20 protein-coding genes are annotated in these 24759 nt (G+C 36.0%); 14 read left to right on the top strand and 6 right to left on the bottom strand.

The window, feature by feature from the left end; genetic code table 11:
• The first annotated feature begins 192 nt into the window (after nt 1-192).
• The 14 genes from ACEN2N_RS08415 to ACEN2N_RS08350 all read left to right on the top strand — a co-directional run bounded on the left by ACEN2N_RS08415 (nt 193) and on the right by ACEN2N_RS08350 (nt 18516).
• A complete protein-coding gene (locus ACEN2N_RS08415; protein ID WP_441823910.1) occupies nt 193-756 on the top strand; it encodes a hypothetical protein in 564 nt (187 codons plus the stop codon).
• Nucleotides 757-777: 21 nt separating this feature from the next.
• On the top strand, nt 778-1671 hold the full coding sequence (locus tag ACEN2N_RS08410; protein WP_441823909.1) for an SH3 domain-containing protein: 894 nt from the start codon (nt 778-780) through the stop codon (nt 1669-1671).
• A gap of 9 nt (nt 1672-1680) precedes the next feature.
• On the top strand, nt 1681-2712 hold the full coding sequence (locus tag ACEN2N_RS08405; protein ID WP_441823908.1) for a hypothetical protein: 1032 nt from the start codon (nt 1681-1683) through the stop codon (nt 2710-2712).
• 51 nt (nt 2713-2763) lie between these two features.
• On the top strand, nt 2764-5796 hold the full coding sequence (locus tag ACEN2N_RS08400; protein WP_441823907.1) for a ligand-binding sensor domain-containing protein: 3033 nt from the start codon (nt 2764-2766) through the stop codon (nt 5794-5796).
• Nucleotides 5797-5802: 6 nt separating this feature from the next.
• The gene (locus ACEN2N_RS08395) at nt 5803-6552 is read left to right on the top strand and encodes a LytR/AlgR family response regulator transcription factor (protein WP_441823906.1); all 750 of its coding nucleotides are present in this window, start codon (nt 5803-5805) and stop codon (nt 6550-6552) included.
• A gap of 111 nt (nt 6553-6663) precedes the next feature.
• Complete coding sequence (locus tag ACEN2N_RS08390; RefSeq protein ID WP_441823905.1) at nt 6664-7287, top strand: hypothetical protein; 624 nt, start codon at nt 6664-6666, stop codon at nt 7285-7287.
• A gap of 322 nt (nt 7288-7609) precedes the next feature.
• A complete protein-coding gene (locus tag ACEN2N_RS08385; protein ID WP_441823904.1) occupies nt 7610-9250 on the top strand; it encodes a TldD/PmbA family protein in 1641 nt (546 codons plus the stop codon).
• A gap of 29 nt (nt 9251-9279) precedes the next feature.
• On the top strand, nt 9280-10596 hold the full coding sequence (locus ACEN2N_RS08380) for a TldD/PmbA family protein (protein ID WP_441823903.1): 1317 nt from the start codon (nt 9280-9282) through the stop codon (nt 10594-10596).
• Nucleotides 10597-10687: 91 nt separating this feature from the next.
• Entirely contained in the window at nt 10688-11308 is a 621-nt protein-coding gene (locus tag ACEN2N_RS08375; protein ID WP_282075636.1) for a DUF4159 domain-containing protein, read from the top strand.
• 12 nt (nt 11309-11320) lie between these two features.
• Nucleotides 11321-12325, top strand: coding sequence for an AAA family ATPase (locus tag ACEN2N_RS08370; RefSeq protein ID WP_441823902.1), 1005 nt, complete (start codon nt 11321-11323; stop codon nt 12323-12325).
• A 22-nt stretch (nt 12326-12347) separates the two neighbouring features.
• Nucleotides 12348-13247, top strand: a complete 900-nt coding sequence (locus ACEN2N_RS08365) for a DUF58 domain-containing protein (RefSeq protein WP_441823901.1) — start codon at nt 12348-12350, stop codon at nt 13245-13247.
• Between the two features lies 1 nt (nt 13248).
• On the top strand, nt 13249-14553 hold the full coding sequence (locus ACEN2N_RS08360; RefSeq protein ID WP_441823900.1) for a BatA domain-containing protein: 1305 nt from the start codon (nt 13249-13251) through the stop codon (nt 14551-14553).
• Between the two features lie 50 nt (nt 14554-14603).
• Nucleotides 14604-16772 (top strand): tryptophan-rich sensory protein, encoded by a 2169-nt coding sequence (locus ACEN2N_RS08355; RefSeq protein WP_441823899.1) that lies wholly within the window; start codon nt 14604-14606, stop codon nt 16770-16772.
• Between the two features lie 28 nt (nt 16773-16800).
• Nucleotides 16801-18516: a hypothetical protein gene (locus tag ACEN2N_RS08350; protein WP_441823898.1), complete on the top strand. Its 1716-nt coding sequence runs from the start codon at nt 16801-16803 to the stop codon at nt 18514-18516.
• 14 nt (nt 18517-18530) lie between these two features.
• Here ACEN2N_RS08350 and ACEN2N_RS08345 read toward each other — a convergent pair whose 3' ends face one another.
• From ACEN2N_RS08345 to ACEN2N_RS08320, 6 genes are all read right to left on the bottom strand, one after another.
• Entirely contained in the window at nt 18531-18944 is a 414-nt protein-coding gene (locus ACEN2N_RS08345; protein WP_027067570.1) for a DUF6691 family protein, read from the bottom strand.
• Nucleotide 18945: 1 nt separating this feature from the next.
• Nucleotides 18946-19506 carry a YeeE/YedE family protein gene (locus tag ACEN2N_RS08340; protein ID WP_441823897.1) on the bottom strand — a complete coding sequence of 187 codons (561 nt, stop codon included), beginning with the start codon at nt 19504-19506 and terminating at the stop codon, nt 18946-18948.
• Nucleotides 19507-19785: 279 nt separating this feature from the next.
• Nucleotides 19786-19971, bottom strand: coding sequence for a YgaP family membrane protein (locus ACEN2N_RS08335; RefSeq protein WP_441823896.1), 186 nt, complete (start codon nt 19969-19971; stop codon nt 19786-19788).
• 18 nt (nt 19972-19989) lie between these two features.
• Nucleotides 19990-20295 carry a hypothetical protein gene (locus ACEN2N_RS08330; RefSeq protein ID WP_441823895.1) on the bottom strand — a complete coding sequence of 102 codons (306 nt, stop codon included), beginning with the start codon at nt 20293-20295 and terminating at the stop codon, nt 19990-19992.
• A gap of 10 nt (nt 20296-20305) precedes the next feature.
• Nucleotides 20306-23539 carry an efflux RND transporter permease subunit gene (locus ACEN2N_RS08325; protein ID WP_441823894.1) on the bottom strand — a complete coding sequence of 1078 codons (3234 nt, stop codon included), beginning with the start codon at nt 23537-23539 and terminating at the stop codon, nt 20306-20308.
• Nucleotides 23540-23663: 124 nt separating this feature from the next.
• Entirely contained in the window at nt 23664-24746 is a 1083-nt protein-coding gene (locus ACEN2N_RS08320) for an efflux RND transporter periplasmic adaptor subunit (RefSeq protein ID WP_441823893.1), read from the bottom strand.
• Between the last annotated feature and the right edge of the window lie 13 nt (nt 24747-24759).

Genomic DNA, 24759 nt, shown 5'->3' with positions numbered 1-24759 from the left:
CTAATGTTTACTTTCTAAATGGTCTCGTTTCCTTTATAAAAATTCAATTACAAAAACAGATGTAAACTGAATAATTACAGCATGTTCAACGAATACTAGATGAGGTGCTACGAATACTAGAAGACCTCCTTAAAAGCCCTGTCTCTGCTGTAATTTAGTAGTGTAGAAAGAAAACAACTAAAAATAAACAGTATGAAAAATTTAATCCTATTAACCTTTTTATTCAGCATTTGTATTAGCAATGCACAAGAATTTCAATTAACAGATACGTATGATATCACGAACCAAAGAAGTAGTGTACAAGAAGACGAAGACACATGGTTGGTAGACGTAATCGAATCAAACCATCCAGAGAGTCTTGTGGCTACGATGTCCATTTCAGATTTCGGTTTACTAGATGAAATACGCATATCAGTTTTAAGCAATCCGGATCTAGAAGATATCAATGAAATTTTAAAAGTAACACTAGAATATAACGCTTGCTGTTCAAGCACAGTAGCCTTCTATTATTTGGTAAGTAATGACAATGATTTTATCGCGCTGCCAAGTATAAAAAATGAGTATGCCTACGAACCTATCTCAGACATACACTACATTTTTCCTAACCAATTATTCGGTAAAGAAGGAACCATACTAAGAGCAGCATTACAATACACAGAAACAGCTACTATTAAAGACATTAAAGTACTTAGAAGCATTGCCTGGAACGACGATGATTTTGATACTGAAGACGCTATAACAGCAATTAATTATTAATAACCCTTAAAATTTAGAATTATGAAAAATTTAAAGAAAAGTGCCTTATTCCTATGCTTATTTGCATTTGTAAACATGTTCGCCCAAAGTGTAGAACAAGTAGAATTTGAAGTGATGGACAAAGATATTCCTGCAGAAGAATTAACGTATGAGTATTTATTGGCTCACAAAGTATTTCTTCGTGAAAAGCCATCTGTTAGAAGTAAAAAAGTAACACTTCTAGATATTGGAACTAAAATGGTATTGTGGGAAAAAAGCATGTACTCTAAAGAAATAGATGGCATCAATAGTCACTGGTACCGAGTAACCACGGGCAATGAAACCGGATGGGTTTGGGGTGGCATGATCGCTCAAAAATCTTTTGGAAGTATTGCGGACAACCAAGTGAAGTTTGTTTATGGGTATGAAAGTAGTGCCAAAAACGAATCTGGAGTTACAGAAACAAAATACCAGTTACGTGCCTTTAAAAACGGACAACAATTAGATAAAATGGTATTAGATAGTCTTGCTGCGATTCCGGTTCATATAGAAAACCACGGTAGTTTAGGTTTGTTCAATGTAGAAGATGTAATCACAGTAGATTTAGCCGATGCAGATACGGGCTACCAGGTAGGTAAGAGCTATGTATTCTGGAATAATGGTAGATTTTTAAAAGTGGCAAGTTTAATAGACTATGCAGATACCAATTATTTAAAGACTGAGTCTTTTGTTTTTCCTTCGGATATGCAAGGCGTTAAGAGTACTATTTTGTTGAAAACGACCATTACAAAAAACATCAAAACACTTGATGATGCATTGGCACAAAACAACGTAGAATTCATTACCACTTCCTATGTATGGAACGGATCTAAGTTGACTAAAAAAGAAGAAGTTCGTAAGATCGAAGATGCTGCTGTAGTAAGTATAGACTTTTAAAAAATAGCTATGAATAAGTGTTTAATTATAGTATTGGTTTATGTACTAATGCTAGGTAGTAAGAAGCCGTTTTCGCAACTGTCGGGAGCGGCACTTGCTTCACCTACCAAAAAAGAAATAGTACAAGAAGCTATTGTTTTTATTGCTGGTTTTGATGAAGGTGATAACACCTATTACGGCAATGCCAAGCAGTATTTTGAAAAGCAAGGAATGCCAATTGTAGATAGCTTATATGCTATTGATGAGATTGTAAGTTATCTAAATAGTGCAGGAGAAAATCAAGTACGTTTTAAAGAAATACACATTGTAAGTCATAGTAATGCATGGTTGGGTATGTCTTTAAAGACCACAAAAACAGGAGAGCGAATTACCGTAAGCACATTACAAAATGCAGTACAAGATTATATAATAGAAACAATGTGTGATAACACTGCTAGTGGTTCTAAAATCATATTTCATTCGTGCGGATTAGGAGAAAATCAACCTTTGCTTCAAGAATTGAAAAATACGTTTAAAGCTTCGCAAGTAATCGCATCGTCCTATTTTAATGTATTCGGCGGTAAATATGCAGAACACTATTTAGCAAAACCATATTATGGATATTACCCAACAGCAGAATCTCTGGGTCCTGCGCATCTTGCTAAAGAATTTGAACAAGAATACCCTAATGTAAATATCGATTGGTTTACGGCACTGAAAACAAGACAAGAGTCTTCATTTGGCAAAGCCTATAGTTTCAAGTTTAATATTCCGGTAGATTGGGAATTTACTTTTGATTCGGTTAATGATATACCTACTTTAGAAGACAAAGAAGCAATTATGGATTGGATTTCAGAATCCCCAGAAATAGCTGAGGTATTATTTAAATTGAACATTCCGATAGAAAAATTTAGATGGAGAAGTACTGTAGAAGGCAACACATTATTAATAAAAGGGAAAACAACTGTACTCTGCGTATTGGCACCTATTTTGCAATCTAATGACCAAAATGAATATCAAAGCATAACCGTAAATGACCCTTCGCTGTATCAAATATTATAACGGTATCAGCGTTAAAATGATACTTGAAACCTTAAAATAGAAAACCTTTTTTTGAAACTGTATTTGAAATACGTGTCGATTGTGTTTTGTTTCTTCGGAACAATACAATTGTTTGCGCAAAACAGTCAGCTAAGACCCTATACAATTGCAGATGGTTTACCACAGTCTCAAGTATATGATGTGCTACAAGATGAAATGGGCTACCTGTGGTTAGGAACGCAGGGTGGCGGATTGGCAAATTTTGATGGAGAAACTTTTGAGGTATGGAATGAAAGTGACGGTTTGCTTTCTAATTACATTGATGCCTTATATACCGCAAACGATTCCCTTTTTGTGGGAACCAGAAAAGGACTATCTATAAAAGTCAAAAACAACTTCGTAAATTTTAATTCCCCACAAATTCTTCAATTCTACACTGCTGAAAATGTGTTGTATGTGGGTACTAAAAAAGGACTTTACAGCTACTCTAAAAATAGTAAATTCAGCAAGATTTCTTTAAATTCTGAAATAGATTCTAGTGAAATTAATTCCATTCTTTTTAATGGAAATTACTATTGGCTAGCTACAAATAATGGCTTATGGAAATTGAAAGCATTGAGTAATTCAGCTTCTGAAAAGACTAAGATTGAGGTGAATAACTTTAAAACTGTCATTCAACATAACAACAAAATACTGGCAGCGACTTTTGATGATGGTGTTTTTATAATGGATAGCGAGAATACTGATAATCAGTTTTTAATGCCAGAACCATCGCGCATCAATTCCATGTCAATTCAAAATGAAGATGAATTATGGCTAGCCACTGATAATGATGGTATTACGATTGTAGAGACCAAAAAATTTTCAGAGATAAAACGATTAAATACGGCTGGCGGATTAGCAACTCCGCATATAAGAAAAGTCATTAATGATGATAATGGTAACCTTTGGATTGCAACTTCTGGTGGCGGACTCTTCAAATACTTTCAAAACAATTTCAAGCACTACGACCAAAGAACCAGTTTAAAAGGAAATCGTATTTATGCGGTTCATAATGCCCCAGACGGATTATGGTTCTCTACTTCAGAAGCTGGATTATCAAAAATAGATTCTGCGGGTATTCATCCATTACCAAGCAAAGGTTCCTTTTTCGATGTAAAGATTAAAACGATTGATAGCGATTCAAAAGGTAATATTTGGGCAGGTTCAGATAATAGGGGATTGCTATTTCGAGAAACCAAAATGGTCGACAGTTTGGTGTTCTCGTCAAGCGAAACTTTTTTAATTCAGATAGATACGGTTTCCGTTGAAAGAACCGCCAATCATATTATTGATCAAAGCAAAGGCTTTCCGTCAGATTGGGTGCGTACCGTAATTGCCGATGATGATTTTATATGGGCAGCTACCTATGCTCATGGTATCGTAAAATTCAATTACTACTCTGACAATGACAGCCTGGTGGTTAGAAAAACCTTTTCTAAGCGAAATGGAATTACGGACATGCTGATAAAAGGCATGGTTAAAAGTCCAGATGGTAAGCTCTGGTATTCCACACAAAATGGTCATTTGGGCTATATAGAAAATAATAAGGTGACGAGTATTGAAACTGGTTTGGAACAGCAAACAGCTATTGGTACCATTTTTTTAGATGAAGAAACTATCTACTTAGGTACTTCTGGTAAAGGTATTTGGTATGCAAATAGTACCAATCCAGTAAATTTTCAACAATTAAAAGGAAGCAAGAATTTATCTTCAAATAATATCTATCAGCTCATTTTTGATGATCAAGGGTATCTGTGGGCAGGTTCTGAAAGGGGAGTAGATAAAATAGAGTTGAATCCTGATAACGAAATTTTAGACATTTATCACTTTGGTAGAAATGACGGATTTCTAGGGATAGAAACTTGTTTAAATGCGGTCGATAAAGATGAAGATGGCAATTTATGGTTTGGTGCTATTTATGGGCTAACAAAACATATACCAAGTGAAAGCAAAAAAGCATCGTTACCACCAACGGTATATTTTACGGGAGTAGAGGAACGTTATAAAAATATAGATTCTCTAGTTTTAAAAGACTGGACGAATAGTAACAAGGTACTGCAACTAACTCCGGAGCAGACACAACTAGGTTTTTCCTTTAGAACGGTAGATGTGGATCACCCAAATGAAATAGAATACAGAACAAAATTAGATGATACAGAGTGGAGTCCGTGGGTGAAAGAAAACAAACAGAATTTTGCCGGACTCGCATATGGTGCACATAGCTTTTCGGCGCAATCTAGAAATTACAGATGGCAAGAAAGTGACCCTATCAAATTCAGCTTTTTTATTGATAGTCCGTTATACAAAAAAGATTGGTTTCAATGGTCAGTTTTAGCATTGGCTATTTTAGTATTGTTGAGTCTTGGATTGTTTTACATCCGTAAGATTAAAGCAAAAAACAAAGCAGCTCAAGAGCATTTGATAACTCAGAATTACCTGCTTACTTTAGAACAGAAAGCATTGCAATTACAGATGAATCCGCATTTTATATTCAATGTGTTGAATGGTGTAAAAGCAATGGCAGGCAACAAGCCAGAAAAGATGGACGCCACCATCAACAGCTTTGCCATATTATTGAGAGAAACACTACAGAATTCTAGAAAAGAACATATTAGTTTAGACCAAGAAATAAAGGCATTACGACATTATGTAGAAGTAGAGCAGCTAATGGCTCAGCAACCTTTTGAGTGTTCTTTTAACATAGATACCAATCCTGATGCAGAAGAGATATTGATTCCGCCAATGTTGATTCAACCTTTTGTAGAAAATGCGATTAGACACGGAATATTAAAAGGAAATAAAGCGGGAAAATTAGAAATAGGATTCACGACCACAGAAACACATTTACAGTGTAGTATTATTGATAACGGATTAGGTATTTTTAAATCGCAAAGCGAAAAGCCAAATACGGACCATCAATCTATGGCATTGACCGTGACTAAAGAACGATTAGAATCTATTGCAGGTACAAATACCTTGCATGTCAGTGAAATCAAAAATGAAGACGGTAGTATTGATGGTACCAAGATTACCTTTAAAATACCTTTACTAACAGATTATTAGAGACCTATGCATACAGCGATTATAGTAGAAGACATGATTGACGCTTTAACCCTTTTAAAGAAGGATATAGAGACGCAACATGCAGATATTGAAATTATCGCCACAGCACAGAGTGTAGTAGAAGCCGCAAAAGTGTTGCGTAAAAATCAGCCCGACATTCTGTTTTTAGATATTATGCTGGGTGATGGTACAGGGTTCGATATTTTGGAAATTTTCCCCGATTTAAAATCGAAAATCATATTTGTAACCGCAAGTGATGAGTTTGCTATACGTGCCTTTAAATTTGCAGCAATCGACTATGTGTTAAAACCCTATTCGAACGAAGATTTAAGTTTAGCGATATCTAGAGCAAAAGAGCAATTGCAGCCTAATAAAGAACGTTTACAGATTTTAAAGGAGACTATTTCTGCACCCGAGAAAAAACCCAATAAAATATCATTACACACGCTAGACCAGATTATTATTGTTAGTCTAGATGATATTATACGGTGTGAATCTGATAGTAATAACACTATTTTTCATCTTAAAGACAAACGTAAGATATTCGTAACAAAGACCTTAAAGTACTTTGCGGACCTTTTAAGTAGTCACGATTTTGTACGCGTACACCAAAGTCATTTAGTGAATCTTCAATGCATCAGCGCCTATATAAAAACCGATGGTGGTTATTTAATGCTGAAGAATGGAGAGAATGTTCCGGTATCCGTCCGTAAGAAAACTGAGATTATGGAGATTTTAGATAAAATGCATCGGTAGCTTGTAAGTACTTTCTAAATTATAGCATAAAATCCTCCACTTTTCGAAGAACATTCTTGGGAATAAATTGTTGGCACCTAATTATATTTGGTCAACTCTTAAAATATGGATATGCAGAAAAATATTTTATTCTTCGTCTTTACTTTACTTACAACTTTATCTATCTATTCTCAGAATAACAATGCCTCTTATTTAGAATTTATGTTCGGCAGAAGTATTCATGGTTCAGGTGATACACCTGGTTATCATTACGGGTTCAATTACGGTAATGACCTATCTAATAAATTATACTGGCAACTGGGTTTTGAAGGTACCTTAAATGATACTCCCGATTTTTTATTGACTTATGAAGATTCACAGGGTAATGTTTATGATGGTTCTCTACATACAGTAACCGCAGGTTATCAATTAGTTTTGGGACTTAGATATAATTTCGTTGAAACTAATCGTCATAAATTCGGAATATCTATTCTTTCAGTATATAGATATCAAGCTACTTCGTTGAGTGATATTTATTCAACGCTGTATCCTGCCGCTACGAATTTACCAATACCAGTCAGGAATATTATAAGATTTGAATCAGGCCGTACCTTTGCTTTCGGTGGTTCTTTACGTTTACATTATAGTTATGAAATTGCAAATTCATATTCCTTGGGAATTGTAGCAGCATTTCAAGCTGATATTAATGAAGATACCATCCCACATTACTCCTTAAAAATTGGAAAAAGTTTTTGAGTTTGAAATAGCTATTTTGAAATAGTAGTTTCCTTCTTATCACTTCCGAAGAACAAAATATCACACCCCTATTTTTCCATTATTCCCAAAAACATCACTTTTCGTTATATTTTATGTTAAGGTTAACATAATTGTTAAGAAACCCTGTCTATTTTTAGAGAGCTGTAATTAATGTCACGAATTCTAAGAAAGATAATGTTAAGTCTCATCTTTAATTACAGTAGTACAGTTTTGCAAATATAACATTCATAATACCATAAATGTTGAGGTAAGATGTCCACTTAGAATATCTATCCTTAAAGAACCAATTTAAAACTAACACATGAAAAGAAGAGATTTTGTACAGTACGCCGGGTTGGGTGCCGGAGCATTAATGATGCCGTCATTATTGCTAGGAAAAGATATCCCGACGGAGGCTTTACTAGAACCAGGAATGGATGTCTTGATTAAAAAGAACATGGCAGATGTTGCCCTAAATACGGCAAAGTCCTTAGGGGCTACATACGCTGATGCTAGAATTGGAAGATACTTAAACCAATATGTGTTCACCAGAGAAGACAAAGTACAAAACGTAGTAAATACCGAATCTTTTGGTATTGGTATTCGTGTTATAGCAAATGGTACTTGGGGTTTTGCATCAACAAATAGTGTAACTGCAGATGGTATTAAAAAGGCAACAGAACAGGCAGTTGCTATTGCAAAAGCAAATTCAAAAATTCAAAAGGATCCAGTTAAACTAGCTCCTGTAAATGCATACGGTGAGGTTTCTTGGAAAACACCTATTAAAAAGGATTTCAAGGAAGTACCGGTATCAGAAAAGGTAGATTTATTACTGACTGCCAATGCAGCAGCATTAGATAATGGTGCAGATTATGTAAACTCTGCTTTGTTTATGATTAATGAGCAGAAGTATTTTGCTTCTACCGATGGTTCTTATATTGATCAAGACATTCACCGTTTATGGCCTACATTTAGAGTAACTGCAATTGATAAAGCTGCAGGTACATTTAAAACTCGTGAGAATATGAGTGCTCCTGTAGGTATGGGTTACGAGTATATGGACGGATTGGAATCTGAAAAGCTTGAAGGACCAGCAGGTTTACGTTTATATAGAAATAGCTATGATATGGTAGAAGATGCTACCATTGCGGCAAAACAGGCTAAAGAGAAATTAACCGCAAAATCGGTTGATGCCGGTAAGTATGATTTGGTTTTAGAACCTAATCACTTAGGACTAACAATTCACGAATCTGTAGGTCACCCATTAGAGTTAGATCGTGTGTTAGGTTATGAAGCTAATTACGCAGGTACAAGTTTTGCATCTTTAGATAAATTAAAATCTGGAAACTTCCAATACGGTAGTGATGTAGTAAATCTTGTTGCCGATAAAACTCAAGTAGGCTCTTTAGGAGCTGTTGGGTATGATGATGAGGGAGTGAAAACGAAGAAATGGGATTTAGTACGTAATGGTGTACTAACGAATTTCCAAGCAATACGCGACCAAGTGCATATGATCGATCAAAATGAATCTCACGGTTGTTGTTATGCACAAAGTTGGGACGATGTTCAGTTTCAACGTATGCCGAATGTTTCTTTAGAACCGGGTAAAGACAAGTATTCTATTTCTGAAATGATTAAAGATGTAGAAAAAGGAATTTACATAGCAGGTCGTGGATCATATTCAATTGATCAGCAACGTTATAATTTCCAATTTGGTGGTACGGTGTTTTATGAAATCAAGAACGGAGAAATTGTTGGCATGTTAGAAGATGTAGCATACCAATCTAACACGCAAGAATTCTGGAATTCTTGTGTTAAGATTTGTGATGAAAGCGATTACCGTTTGTTCGGTACTTTCTTTGATGGTAAAGGGCAACCTTCTCAATCTAGTGCGGTATCTCACGGTAGTTCTACCGCTAGGTTCAATGATGTAAACGTAATAAACACAGGTAGATCTATTTAAGTATAGGTTCACTCTAAAAAAGAACAACAATGGCAATTTATACAAAAGAAGAAGCAAGAAAAATATTGGAGAAAGCATTGAGTTTTTCCAAAGCCGATGCCTGTGAAATAAACTTAAGCGGCTATAATAGCGGCAATATCAGGTACGCAAGAAATACAGTGTCTACATCAGGTTTTAGTTCCAATCAAAGTTTAGCGGTACAGTCTAGTTTTGGTAAAAAATCAGGTACGGCAACAATTGATGAGTTCGATGACGCATCATTAGAAAAGGTAGTTAGAAGAGCAGAAGAGCTGGCGAATCTTTCACCAGAGAATCCTGAGTTTATGGAGCCTTTAGGTCCGCAGATGTATGACGAAGGTATTAGTTATAGCGATTCAACAGCAAAAATAACTCCTGAGTATAGAGCAGAGGTTGCAAAAAGTAGTATTGTACCTGCAGACGCAAAAGATGTTACCGCAGCAGGGTTTTTAAACGACTCTTCCGGTTTTAGTGCAATAATCAATTCAAAAGGTCTTTTTGCCTATAACGAGTCTACTAATTTAGAATTTACGGTAACCATGCGTACCAATGACGGTACGGGTTCAGGTTGGGTTTCTAGAGATTTTAATGATGTAACAAAGTTTGATGCTAATGAGGCGGCAAATACAGCTATTGATAAAGCAGTTTTGTCTAGAGAAGCAAAAGCAATTGAGCCAGGTAAATACACGGTTATCTTAGAACCTGCTGCGTCTTCAGATTTATTACGTAATATGTTTCGTTCTTTAGATGCACGTTCTGCTGATGAGGGTAGAAGTTTTATGTCTGCTGCTGATGGAGCAAATAAGCTTGGAGAAAAAATAGTTGATGAACGCGTAAATATCTGGTCAGATCCACTGAATGCAGAAGTACCAACATCTACATGGAACGGAGAAGGGCAACCTTTAAAGAAAACCTCTTGGATAGAAAACGGAGCAGTTAAAAACTTGGCATATGATCGTTTTTGGGCAAAGGAAAAAGGTGTTGATCCGGTTCCTTTTCCATCGAACGTAATTATGGCAGGTGGCGATGCAAGTTTAGAAGAGTTGATTAAGAGTACTAAAAAAGGAATTCTAGTAACTAGACTTTGGTACATACGTAGTGTAGATCCACAAACCTTATTGTATACGGGACTTACAAGAGATGGAACGTTCTATATCGAAAACGGAGAAATTAAATACCCTGTAAAAAACTTCAGGTTTAATGAGAGTCCGATAATCATGTTGAATAACTTAGAAACCCTTGGTAAGCAAGTGCGTATCGATGGTAATTTAATACCATATATGAAAGTTCGTGACTTTACGTTTACGAGTCTTTCAGATGCAGTATAAAAAATTTTAATACTATTTAAACTGGTTGTTTGTGTTGAAACACGACAACCAGTTTTCTTTTTTTCTACTGATTAAAATAAACTACTTGCCCTTGAGCAACGAATTTTTCTTTACGAGATTACAGTATGAGTCTGGCGATTGGGACGTTGACCAACGCATGCCCTCAAATCTGTTGAATTCATTGGTGGAGTATACCACGTTGAAAGTAGATACTCAAGAAAAGATTATTTCGCTGGCAAGCGATGATATTTTCAAGAGTCCGTTTTGCTATATATCCGGACATAAATTGGTGGAGTTTACCAAAAAGGAAAAAGAGAATTTTGAAAAATATGTGCGTAACGGAGGATTCGTTTTCGCAGATGATTGCAATCATGATATTGATGGTCTTTTTGCAAAGTCTTTTGAAAGGCAGATGGAAGAAATATTTGGTCCGTCCGAATTAAAAAAGATACCCAACGATCACGAAATCTATTCTATTTTCTTCGATTTTGAAGACGGTCCGCCGACCACATCACAAGAACTGAATGGATGGGGCGATGACTTGGTACACGAGTACCTTAAAGCTATCGTAATTAATGATAGAATTGGAGTACTGTACAGTAACAAAGATTATGGCTGTGAGTGGGATTATGATTTTAGAAATAAACGTTGGTATAAAATAGACAATACACGGTTTGGGGTCAATATAGTGTTGTACGCCCTTACCTCATAAATACATTTTTGAATGGATAAAGAATTACAACGTATTACAGATGAGGTAGAAATGCTTTCCGGTAAGTTGAAAGCCTTGAAACAAGAAATAGGAAAAGTAATTATAGGTCAAGAAGAGACAGTCTCTCAATTACTAATTACATTTTTGGCTGGTGGTCATGCTTTGTTAGAAGGTGTACCTGGCTTGGCAAAAACCTTAATGATCAGAACTTTGGCGAATGCCATTGATTTAAAGTTTAAGCGTATTCAGTTTACGCCCGATTTAATGCCTTCGGATATTATCGGAACCGAAATTTTAGAGGAAGACCATACTACAGGTAAAAAGTTCTTTAAGTTCAACAAAGGGCCTATTTTTTCTAATATTATTCTAGCGGATGAAATAAACCGTACACCACCAAAAACACAGGCAGCCTTGCTGGAAGCGATGCAAGAATTTGAGGTTACTTACGGAGATAAAACATATCCTTTAGATAAGCCGTTCTTTATTCTAGCAACTCAAAACCCTATAGAACAATCAGGAACCTTTGTATTACCAGAAGCACAACAAGATCGTTTTTTACTGTATATCAAAATAGGATATCCAACCAAGCAAGATGAAGAAGCAATCTTAAAAGCTACTACAGGGACCTTTAAAAAGAAATTGAATAAAGTAATTTCTGGAGAAGATATTGTTCGATTGCAACAACTTGTTCGTGAAATTTCTATTAGCGATGCACTGATCACTTATGTTAGTGATATCATTCGTGCTACGCGCCCAGAAACAACAACAGATGCTTATGTGAAAGACTGGGTAGATTGGGGAGCAGGTCCACGTGCAGGTCAAGCAATGATCTTAACGGCAAAGGCTAATGCCTTGTTAGAAGGTAGGTTAGCAGTAACCTTAAATGATATTAAAAGTGTGGCTTTGCCAGTACTTTGCCATAGAGTGTTGGTCAATTTTAGAGCAGAGGCAGAAGGTATTACTTCAGATAAAGTTGCTAGTCATTTATTGAATGCGATAGAAGTAAAAGGCAAGTAAATAACGCTCCATTATTCAGTACATGGCAAAACAAGACTATCACGATTTATTAAAACCAGAAATCATCAATACCGTTTCGGGGCTATCATTAATATCCAGAATTGTGGTTGAGAGGTTTACTTCTGGATTAAATAGAAGTGCCAGTGTTGGTCCCGGTATGGAGTTTAGTCAATACCGTGGCTATGAACCAGGAGATGATCTTCGGTTGCTAGATTGGAAAATGTTGGCGCGTTCCGGTAGATATTATATTAAGCAATCTGAAATTGAAAGTCAGGTAATCATAAAATTCATCGTAGATGCCAGCGCATCGATGTTGCATAAAGAAGATACCTTGTCCAAAATGGATTTTACCCGTGTGCTTATCGCAACACTTGCATATATGGCACAAAAGCAGGGCGACGCTGTCGGACTATTTGCGCTCAATGAAAGTGATGTGGTTAGTATTTACCCTAAAGCAGATAAAAAGCATTACAATCGTTTATTGCTAGAACTCATCAATCTTTCAAATACAGGAAAATGGCCAGAAACACATATTTCAACTAAACGCATACCGAATAGAGGGGGAAAAGAATTGATTTTTTTCTTGACGGATATGTATGAAACGGGTGAGGAGATTTCAAAGTTTATTAAAGGATTAAAATCTGCGAGAAATGAAGTGGTCGTACTTCAAATTATGGGTGCAGCAGAAATGGATTTCCATTACGGACCAAATATCACCTTTGAGGATTTGGAAACAGGAGCACGAGTAAAAGTAGATACTGAAAAAGCTAAAACAGAATATTTGGCTGCTCTTGAAAGTAGATTGAAAAAGGTGAAAGACGAATTGCTTTCGAATGGAATTGATCATTATGTCTTTCGTATGGATGCACATTTGGGCGAAGCATTACAATTATTTTTAAAACAACGTAAAAGACTCGGTTAATATGTCATTCGTACAACCTTCGTATTTATGGGCTTTATTGGGACTTTTGGTTCCAATAGCTATCCATTTATGGAGTAAAAAGGAAGCGAAAACTATAAAGATTGGTAGCGTTCAATTGTTATCAGAATCAAAATCGAGACAATCTAGTAGCATACAATTAAACGAATGGTGGTTGTTGCTTTTGCGTATGGCGATTATTTCGCTGATTACTTTGGTCATGGCAAAACCGCAATGGCAATCAAAGGTGAACAACAGCAAACTGACTTATATTATTGAACCTGAATTCGTAAAGAATGAAAAATTCATGGCTCGTTTTACTGATTTGCAGGCAGATCAGGAAATAAGACTTTTGCAATCTGGCTTACCCATAAACGATACTGAGTATACTAATTCAGATGATTTTAATAGTGCAGATTATTGGTCATTAGCATCAGAAATGGATGCCTTGCAAACAGATAGTATTATTGTTTTTACCAACGGATATGCAAAAGGATTAAAAGGTGCTAGACCCGAAACGAATCATGACATCAACTGGATTGTTTTGGATTCGGCACAAACTGTTGAAAAGCCTTTAATAGCATATCAGACAGAGAAAAATATAACATTATTTACAGCCAATAACAGTCCGGTAGCTTCAAAAATAGCAAAGGAGAATATTGAATTAGGTGATGTATACCAATTGACATCTAATGGCGATAGTTTACAGGTTTTAAGCTCAAACTCAAACTCAAATTCAACAAAAATCCCTTTAATTCAACAACCTGCTATAGAAGTTTCTTTGGTTTATGCAGATAGTCTAAGTGCCGATAAAACCTATATAGCAGCAGCATTGGCAGCTTTATCAACGTATTTAAATAGAGAAATAAACGTCGAAAGTTCCTTAGATAACGAAGTATTGGAAAATAAAGAAAGTGATCTAACGATTTGGTTGAGTACTAAACCTGCTCCAGTTTCAGCTCGAAAAAAACTTGTATTTAAAAACGACTCCATTTCTAATGCGCTGATAATAAAAGGTGAAGATGAAAATACATTTTATATTACAGAAAGAATAACCACAGAAAACGCGGTATCTGGGAGATTAACAGAGAACCTACTTAGTATTTTAGATATCAATAAAGAGGTGAGAGAGCTACAGGCTAAAGTTGATATTCGCTCAGTCACAGAAGCGGACTTAGAAACTAATTTCATAGAAAATAAAGCATCTAAAACCCACAAAGCCAGCTGGAATCTGAATCCGTATTTATGGGTTGTTCTTTTGGTGTTATTAATTGTAGAACGCTTTGTAGCTTATAAACGAACACAGTAATGGAATCAGGAAAACTACACTTGATAAAATTTCACAGGCGTTGGCAAATCTTGTCATACGCAGAAACTGTCTTGTATGCTATTGGCATTGCCATTCTTTTCTATTTAGTATCTAAAAATCTTTGGGTTGGAATTTTAAGCTTTGTAGTTTCAATGGTTATAATTCTAGTAATAAAGAAGCCTTGGAAACATAATTTGTCTACCACAGGTACTTATATAGATGCAAATGTTGATGAGGCATCGTTTAGCACAGGGTTGTTGCTACAACCAGAAGATTCATTATCGAATCTTGCCAAGTTACAACGCTATAAAGTATCTGAAGAGCTTACGAAAAGGCTAGGTGCTATACAACCGCCAAACAAATTGAAACAGGCGGTACTGGTTACGCTAGGTTTAGTATTGCTTGGAGTTGTGGTTCAGAAATTAGACTTGTTTAAAAGCGTAGAAAGTGTTTTAGGGAATTCAACTAACGAAACACAAATTCAGTTTATAGCAACTGATAGTATTAGTGACAAGTCTATAATTCCAGAAATTTCCAGTCAAGATATTAGTGTTACATATCCATCCTATACACGAAAAGGAACAATTGCTGTAAGTGACCCAAACATAAAGGCGATTACTGGCGCAACGGTTCAGTGGCTTTTGGTCTTTGATAACTCTGTTACTGAGGTTTACTTAGACCGCATGGGGGAACTAATTCCGTTGCAAAAAGGCGAAAAGGGGTATCGTATACAGCAAGTAGTATCAGAATCGGGCTTCTACAATTTTAAATTTAAGAATGACGAAGGCATTGAATTTACGTCAGATTTATTCTCGTTGGAAGCAATACCCGATAATCCGCCAGGAATTGAGATTTTAGGATTAGAACAATACACCTATTTTGATTTTTCAGATACAAAGATTGTCCAACTACAAAGTGCAATTACGGATGATTACGGAATAGATGAAGCCTATATCATAGCCACCGTGAGTAAAGGATCGGGAGAATCGGTGAAGTTCAGGGAAGAGAAATTGAATTTCAAGGAAGCTATTTCGAAAGGTTTGAAATCGGTGAAGGCTACGAAAAAACTAGATTTAAATGCCTTAAAAATGGAATTGGGTGAAGAGCTCTATTTTTACATTGAAGCCTTTGATGAAAAACAACCCAAGCGAAATGTGGCGCGTAGCGAAACATATTTTGCAGTTATAAAAGATACCGTGAGTGAGCAATTTGGCGTAGAAGGGACTTTGGGCGTTGATCAAATGCCCGATTATTTTAGAAGTCAACGCCAGCTGATTATAGATACCGAAAAGTTAATAAAAGATAAGCCTAGCATTTCAAGCAAAGAATTTAAGTCTAGAAGTAATGAACTGGGGTTTGACCAAAAAGCGCTACGATTAAAGTATGGTCAGTTTATGGGAGATGAATCTGAAATGGAAGAAGCTCCGGCTGAGATCGAAAGCGATGAAGAAGGTGAGGATCATGATCATGCTGAAAATCAAGAAAATATCTTAAAAGAATATTCGTACGACCATGATGGTGATAATGAGCATAATTTGGTTGCGGCTGAAAAAGCAGAAGAGGCAGAAGATCCTTTGCACGACTACCTTCATAATCATGATGACCCAGAAGAGTCTACCTTATTTGAAGAATCGTTGAAGACAAAATTGCGAAAAGCTTTGAATATCATGTGGGATGCCGAATTGCATTTACGATTAAATGAACCAGAAAAATCATTGCCATTTCAATTTGATGCACTGACCCTTATTCAAGAAATAAAAAACAGTGCCCGTATTTATGTACATAGAATTGGTTTTGACCCACCGCCAATTAAAGAAGAAAATAGGCTTACTGGCACTATAAAGGATATTGAGAATTATCGAAAGAACGAAACCAAAGAAGTGGAAAATCCTTTTGAAGCATTAGAGAATGCTGTTGCTCGTTTAGAACAGTTAATACAGCAAGAAAGCACTTTTAATGAGGCTGATAATGTCCTTTTTACAGCTGCAGGCAATGAATTGGCTCAATTGGCAATAGCTAATCCAAGTAAGTATTTACAAGTCTTACAAGGCTTAAAACGAATTGAGAATAATACGGGGCGAACAATGAATAATTATAAATTCGTTCAAAAGGGATTATTATCAGCATTACCGAAAACACCGCAAATACCTGGAGCTAAAAAAGAGTATATAGACGAAATCAATTCATTGTTTCTTAAACAACTAGAGGTGTATGATTGATGGTTTCTCATTTTTACAAAAAGAGCTCATGATTCCCATCTTACTTTGCGGATTAGTAGTTTTTAATATTTATGTTTGGAAAGAATGGCAAACGAAACAAAGGGGGCGGTTTGTTATAAATTCTATTGTTGCTTTGTTAACAATCTTGGCATTGGGTATATTAATTCTAGAGCCTACAAAAGAAGTTGAGATTAATGATAGTCAGGCATTAGTGCTGACCGATAATTTTAATGTCGGAGTAAAAGACAGTCTTTTAAATCATTATAAGGGTATAAAGTTTTTAGATTATAATCCTGTAAAATCGATTCGTAAAGAGCTCGATTCCCTTACCAATGTTATTGTACTTGGTGATGGTATTAATCCATATGATTTTTATTTGTTCGATAGTATTCCCACAACCTATATTCCAAATGCTGCGCCAGTAGGAGTTACGCGATTGAACTATACAGAACAACTTGCATTGGGAGGTGAATTAAAGGTTTCTGGTAGTTATTCAAATCCTATAGAAAAGTCATTTTTAGTACTACAAGATTCAAGAAGTAACGGGTTAGATTCTATTCAGTTTACTAAAGATAAGAATGTAGATTTTAATCTAACTACTCGCCCAAAAGTAACTGGAGCATATGTTTATCAATTAGCGATTAAAGATAGTACAGGCATTGTTTTAGAAACGAATCCGATTCCTATAAAAGTGCTAAAAAAAGAACCACTACGTGTTCTGATCTTAAATACCTTCCCCACGTTTGAGACAAAGTATCTAAAGAACTTCTTGGCTGAATCTGGACATGAAGTCATTGTTAGAAGTCAATTGACAAAAGGGAAATATAAATTTGAATACTTTAATACGCCAACACAACCGGTTTATCAATTTACTGATGTGGTTTTGCAAAATTTAGACATCGTCATTACAGATTCCGAAACGTATATCAGTTTAGGGAAATCAGGCAAATCTAGATTTGAAAAGAGTATAGCAGAGCATGGTTTAGGACTATTTATTCAACCAAGTGATTTCCTTTTTATTAACCGAAGCAGCGATGCCTATTTCAAATTTAAACGTGATAGGATTAACACTGTGAAATTACCTATTTATGCTGCAGAAACAGAAAAGTACCCGTATCAGTTTGATGAGCAATTATTAGTAGAGCCAATTCACTTTGGCGGAGTATCAAACCTTGCTGCGTATCGACAAATGGGTAATGGAAAAATTGCAACAACATCACTATTAAATAGTTATCAGCTTTTGTTGAATGGAGAAAGTGAAGTATACCATGGTGTTTGGACCGCTATTTTAGATAAGATTACAAAGAAGAAAGGGCAGGCAGTTTCATGGGAATCCAATACTAAAACTCCTAGAATAGACGAGCCTTTTAATTTTGAAGTTCGAACAAACTTAGAGGAGCTCGGTATTATAAATGAAGATAGTATTTCGGTATCGCTTGTTCAAAAGGCATTGCTACCAAGTCACTATTCAGGCACTGTTTATCCGAAGAAAACAGGGTGGAATATGTTACAAGTTGAAAATGATAGTACGAACTTTTCATACTATGTTTTTGAAAAGAATGATTGGAAAGCTTTAACTAGTACCACGAACATAGCAGCTAATAAAAAGCAATTCGCAAACGAAACTCAAAAAAACAGGACGGTTTTTGTGGACCGTCCTGTTTCTCAATTATTGTTTTATATCCTCTTTCTGCTAGGGGTAGGGTGGTTATGGCTTTCACCAAAACTATCCGCCGAAGGCTAAACCACTTTACGAATTTAGTGGGGTAATTTATTTTTCACTAACCCGTAAACGAAAGTGCCTAAAAGTGCTCCACCAATAACAACCAGAATAGAGGAGTAGCCTGCACCAACAAGCACATACATAGGTCCGGGGCAAGCACCTGCCAACGCCCAACCTAATCCGAAAATAATACCACCAATTAAATAACGGGCAACACTTTTGGTCTTTGGATGTAAATTCATCTCATTGCCACCAATGGCCTTTATTTTATATTTTTTGATGATTTGAACACCAATAACACCGATAACAAGTGCAGAGCCTATGATACCATACATATGAAAAGAGCCAAATTGAAACATTTCATAAATGCGAAACCAAGATGCTGCTTCAGATTTATACATGATGATACCGAAAAAGATACCTATGGTTAAATAACTTATATATTTCATATTAACTGAATATTAGGGGGAATAAAAGGTGAATCATAACCAAGCCACCAATAAAGAAACCAATTACGGCAATAAGTGAGGGTAGTTGTAAATTACTGAGTCCAGATATAGCATGCCCACTGGTACAACCACCGGCATAACGAGCACCAAAGCCCACCATGAATCCGCCAATAATTAAAATTGCCAATACAAATGGGTCTGTAAGATGTTCAGAAGCAAATAGTTCTGTTGGTAAATATGCGTCACCGGCACTTTCAATTCCATAATCGGTAGAAAGTTGTTGAGCAACTTCAGGATTAATTTTCACTGTATTATCGGACATGAATTGAGAGGCAATAAAGCCGCCAATTACAGCACCCACTACAACAATCAAATTCCAGCGTTGAGCTCTCCAATCCAACTTAAAAAAATCTGAGTATTTGCCAGCACCACCAATAGAACACATAGTTCTAAGGTTAGATGACATACCAAATTGTTTACCTGCATAAAGAAGAATAAACATCGTTAGGGCAATTAAAGGTCCGGCCACATACCATGGCCATGGGTCATATAGTAAATTCATTATCTATTTAATTCAAGTTCAAAACCGCTAAAGAAAGCGCAAAGAAAATCAAACTTATGTAACCATGGTTACATAAGCATGACATTAACTTAAATGAATTACTATTTTCTGAATGAAATACCTAATTGAGATAGGTGGTTTAGGTAGTGTAAAATTCTGAAATTCGGTATGTTATGAATAAATGATGAGCTGCTTTTTTATTTTTTTAATGATAAGACCAGCTTTATAAGTTTAACACAGTATTAATCATGTTTCAAATCACATGAATTAATAATTCTACTAATTTTTAATTCCGAATTTTTTAAGAATAGTCTCTAACAAACACCATTTCGTAAACGCCGATTGTATAAGGTTTACACCTATAAAAACGGTGAACCATAGCCAGTTTATATGTACATAGACAGCTAATACAACACTCAATAAAACCATTATACCTACTATTACTCTAAAATATGTGTTTAACATGTTGATTTATTTTTAATATTATATTGATTTTTCAATAGGAACTACCACTGCTTTTATCGGGTTGTTCGTTTCCAGATTTTGATTGAATTCTTTAATGAGTTTAAAAAGTGTATCAATATTTTCATCTTCTGTAAAAGAGAAGAACAAACTAGATTCTAACCCACCCTTTTCAATAGGAAACCAACTAGTGGTTTGAACCAATGAAGAATGGTTTTTATAGCCATCAATATCTGAACCACTAAAGCTTTCTATACGCGCTTTTTTAAAGAGGCGTAGAATATCTTTTTCGAATTCTTCTACTACCGTTACGATTAGTAATTTCATTTTATCGTTTTTAGTCCTTATTTTTTTCTGTAATTTCTTCTATTTCCGTTTCAGGATAATTCTTTTTTTCTATCATGTAGTACACTAAAGGCACAACCAATAGGGTAAGCACGGTAGAAACAATAGTACCTCCCATTAATGAGATAGCCAAACCTTGAAATATTGGGTCAAATAAAATAACGAATGCACCAATAACTACCGTTCCTGCAGTTAATAGAATAGGCGTGGTACGTACAGCACCAGCTTCAATAGCCGCTTGTTTTATAGGTATTCCATCGGCTAAACGTAGATTAATGAAATCTATCAGTAGTACCGAATTCCGCACCATAATACCTGCGAGTGCAATCATACCAATAAAAGAAGTAGCGGTAAAAAATGCGCCCATAATCCAGTGACCTAGAATAATTCCTATCAATGATAATGGTATGGCTACCATCATTACAATAGGGGCTTTAAAGTTTTGGAACCATCCTACAATTAAAATATAAATCAAGATGATGGCTCCCATAAAGGCAATTCCTAAATCACGGAATACTTCAAGTGTAATTTGCCATTCACCATCCCATTTCACGGTATAGTCATCTTCAAACTCAGGTTGTCCTAAGTACATTTCGGTAATTTCATACCCTTTTGGTAAAGCAATTTCTTTAAGCTTTTCTTCCATACCCAAAATAGCATATGCGGGGCTCTCTAATTCACCTGCCATATCTGCCATTACATATACTACGCGTTTTTGATTTTTACGGTAGATACTTTTTGCACTTGTAGTTTCTTTAATATCAACTAAATCTGCAATAGGCACCATGTTACCCTGTTTAGAGGTAATCTTTAACTGTGAAATATCTGAAATTGTTGATTTCTCCTTTTCATCCAACGCCAATAGCAAACCTACTTGGTTACTAGCATTTTCATCATATAAATTAGTAATAGCCCTATTCGATAATGCCATGTTCATGGTATAGGCAATTTGCTGTGGTGCCACGCCATAAAGCATTGCTTTCTCTTTGTTGATTTCGAATTGATATTCAGTTTGGTCAGCTTCTACTAGCCAATCGATATCAACAACATCATCAGTGTTTTTCAAGATATCTTGAACGCTATTCGCAATTCTCATTTGCTCTTCATAGTCAGGACCATAAACTTCTGCTACAATTGTAGATAATACAGGGGGTCCGGGTGGAACTTCCACCAATTTTACATTCGCATTATATTTTGCCGCTATTTTTTGAATAGCTGGGCGCAATAATTTTGCAATGTCATGACTCTGGGCAGATCGTTCACCTTTGTCAATAAGATTAACTTGAATATCTGCCATATTACTACCTCCGCGTAAATCGTAATGGCGTACCAAACCGTTAAAGGTAATAGGGGCAGAGGTACCTACATAGTTTTGGTAATTAACAACCTCTGGTCTAGTAGATAAATATTGAGAAATTTCTTGAGCTACCACACCTGTGCGTTCAAGGGTGGTGCCTTCTGGCATATCTATGACTACTTGAAACTCGTTTTTGTTATCAAAAGGCAACATTTTTACAGCTACAGATTTGGTAAAAAACAATACCATTGATCCCATTAGCATTAAAAAAGTCAGTCCTAAAAACAACCAACGTTTGCTTTTGTTTTCAATAAGAGGGCGTTCATATTTGTTATAAATTCTGTAAATAAAGGTTTCCTCTAATGGCTTTTCTATCTTTTCAGCTTCACCTTTTTTATCTTTTTCTCTCAAGAAAATATACCCTAAATAAGGCGTTATGGTCAAAGCCACGAAAAGAGATAAAATCATTGCAATAGAAGCGCCAATTGGCATAGGTGCCATGTATGGACCCATAAGACCAGATACGAACGCCATTGGTAAAACTGAGGCGATAACAGTAAACGTTGCTAAAATAGTAGGGTTACCAACTTCGTTAATAGCATAAAGTGCAGCCTGCTTAAAAGGCAAGCGTTTCATTTTAAAATGCCGATGCATATTCTCGGCTATAATAATGGAGTCATCTACCACAATACCTGTTACAAAAACTAAGGCAAATAATGTAATTCTGTTCAAAGTATAGTCAAGCATATAATAACTCAACAACGTCAAAGCAAATGTAATGGGTACGGATAAAAATACGACCAAGCCACCACGCCATCCCATTGCTAACATAACCACTAATGTTACCGCAATTATAGACCCTATTAAGTGCAATAAAAGTTCTGACACTTTATGAGATGCCGTTTCTCCATAGTTTCTTGTAATTTCTACATGCACATCATCAGGAATTAATGTGGCTCGTAAATGGTCAACTTTATCAATAACGATATCTGCAATTTTCATCGCATCGGCACCCTTTCTTTTTGCTACTGATATGGTAACCGCTGGGTATTCGGATTTGTAATCTGATACCTTATCGCTTGCTTGACCAAAACCTAACGACACATAACTTTGAGGAACTTCTGGTCCGTCTATAATGCTCGCAATTTGCTTTAAATAAATAGGCTGGTTCTGTTGTACACCAACCACAAGATTTTCAACATCGGTTACCGAAGCCAAAAAATTACCGGTATTTACCAAAAACTCAGTATCATTCTTATCAAAACTACCAGAGCTCAATTGAGCATTGTTAGCTTTAATCATTTCAGAAACAGATAAGAAATCTAAGCCACTGGCGGCTAGTTTATCCTTATCTAGAACCACTCGTAATTGACGATCTTGATTACCAATTTTATGGGTAATAGCCACATCGTTAACCTTTTTTATCTCACTTTCTAGCTCTTGTGCCATTTGGCTTAACTGGTACCCATCATAATTTTCGCTCCATAAGGTAAGTCCAAGCATAGGCACGTCATCAATAGCACGAGTTTTCACCAATGGGAATGTTACGCCCTGCGGCATAATATCCATATGCTTATTAATTTCATTGTACAGTTTTACAAAAGAACGCTCTATGTCTTCGCCCACATAAAACTGAACAATGACCATACCTTGTTCTTTCATTGAAGTTGAATACACATATTCTACACCTTTAATATTGGAGATTAATTTCTCTAAAGGCTTAATTACACGCGATTCTACTTCAGCAGGACTCGCACCAGGGTAGCCTACAAAAATGTCTGCCATTGGCACGTCAATCTGTGGTTCTTCTTCCCTCGGAATCAAAAACGAACTGTACACCCCAATGACCATAAATACAATCATTAGTAGTACCGTTAACTTACTGCCTATAAATAATTTGGCAATTTTACCAGCTAAACCTTCCTTCATTATTTCTATATTTTATTAGTGTGTTACCACCTGCTGGGGGGCAGGTGGTCGGGCTTTCCGCTCATACTCCTCGTCACAAAAAGTGCCTGTGGGGTAACCGCTTCAATCCCTAACCCAAATTCGTTTATTGATTGGAGATTTTTGCTCCGTTAAATAATTTTCCTTCTGCAGAAACTATATATTGTTCATCTGCAGATAATCCTGATAATACTTCTACTTGATCACCAAAAGTTCTTCCCAATCGCAACCAACGTAATAAGGCTGTGTTGCTTTGGCTCACGGTATAAATTCCGGATAATTGACCATTCTTCACAATGGCTTCTACAGGTATCATTACGGCAGAACTTGTTGTTTTTCGTGCTACCGGAAATTGTACGGTTGCGTACATACCAGATAAAATCTGAGCATCGGTTTTGTCTAGTACTATCTTTACCAAATATTGACCTCCTGTATTTTTAGAAGAAGTACTCACTTCTGTCACCTTACCTTTTAAATTCTCATTTAAAGCTTTTACCTGTACGGTAACCTCAGTATCATTTTTAACAGCAAGAATTTCAGATTCCGGTACCATTGCCAAAACTCGATATTTTCCTGGAGATTCTACTTCTAGCAAAGGCATACCTGGGTTTGCCATATCACCTGCACTAATGAATTTATTAGTGACCACACCACTAAAAGGAGCACGAATATTCGCATAACCCATTTGTGCATTTACACCGTTTCTCATTTGTTTAGCAGACTCTAAGCGCGCCTTAGCCATGTTATAATTTGCTGTGATATCATCAAGTTCCTTCTGTGAAGCACTGTTTTCTTTAAATAAAGTTGAGAATCTATTAAAGTCTTTTTCGGCATTGGTAAAAGCAGCTTCAGCCTCAGTGATTCCTGCATTTACCTGTGCTAATTGAGCCGATACATCTGCATTGTTAACACTCATTAGTAATTGACCGTCACGTACCTTATCACCAACATTAACATATATTTTATCTACATAACCCATCATACGGGTACTGATATTTGCACTTTTAGCGGCTTCAATTTTTCCACTTACGGTTAAAAACGGACTACTACTATCTTCAGAAACAGTTTTTACTTGAACGGCTATTGCTGGCGAATTATCAACTACAGCTTTTTTATCTTCGCTTCCACAACTTGAGATTAGGATTGTTGCTCCTAAAATTGAAGTGATTATATATTTTTTATTTTTCATCTTTATGCTTGGT

It is taken from the genome of Maribacter spongiicola (assembly GCF_052119685.1).
Lineage (GTDB): Bacteria > Bacteroidota > Bacteroidia > Flavobacteriales > Flavobacteriaceae > Maribacter > Maribacter spongiicola_A.
Note: the sequence above shows the minus strand (reverse complement) of the source record. Positions and strands in the feature narration are given on the sequence as shown.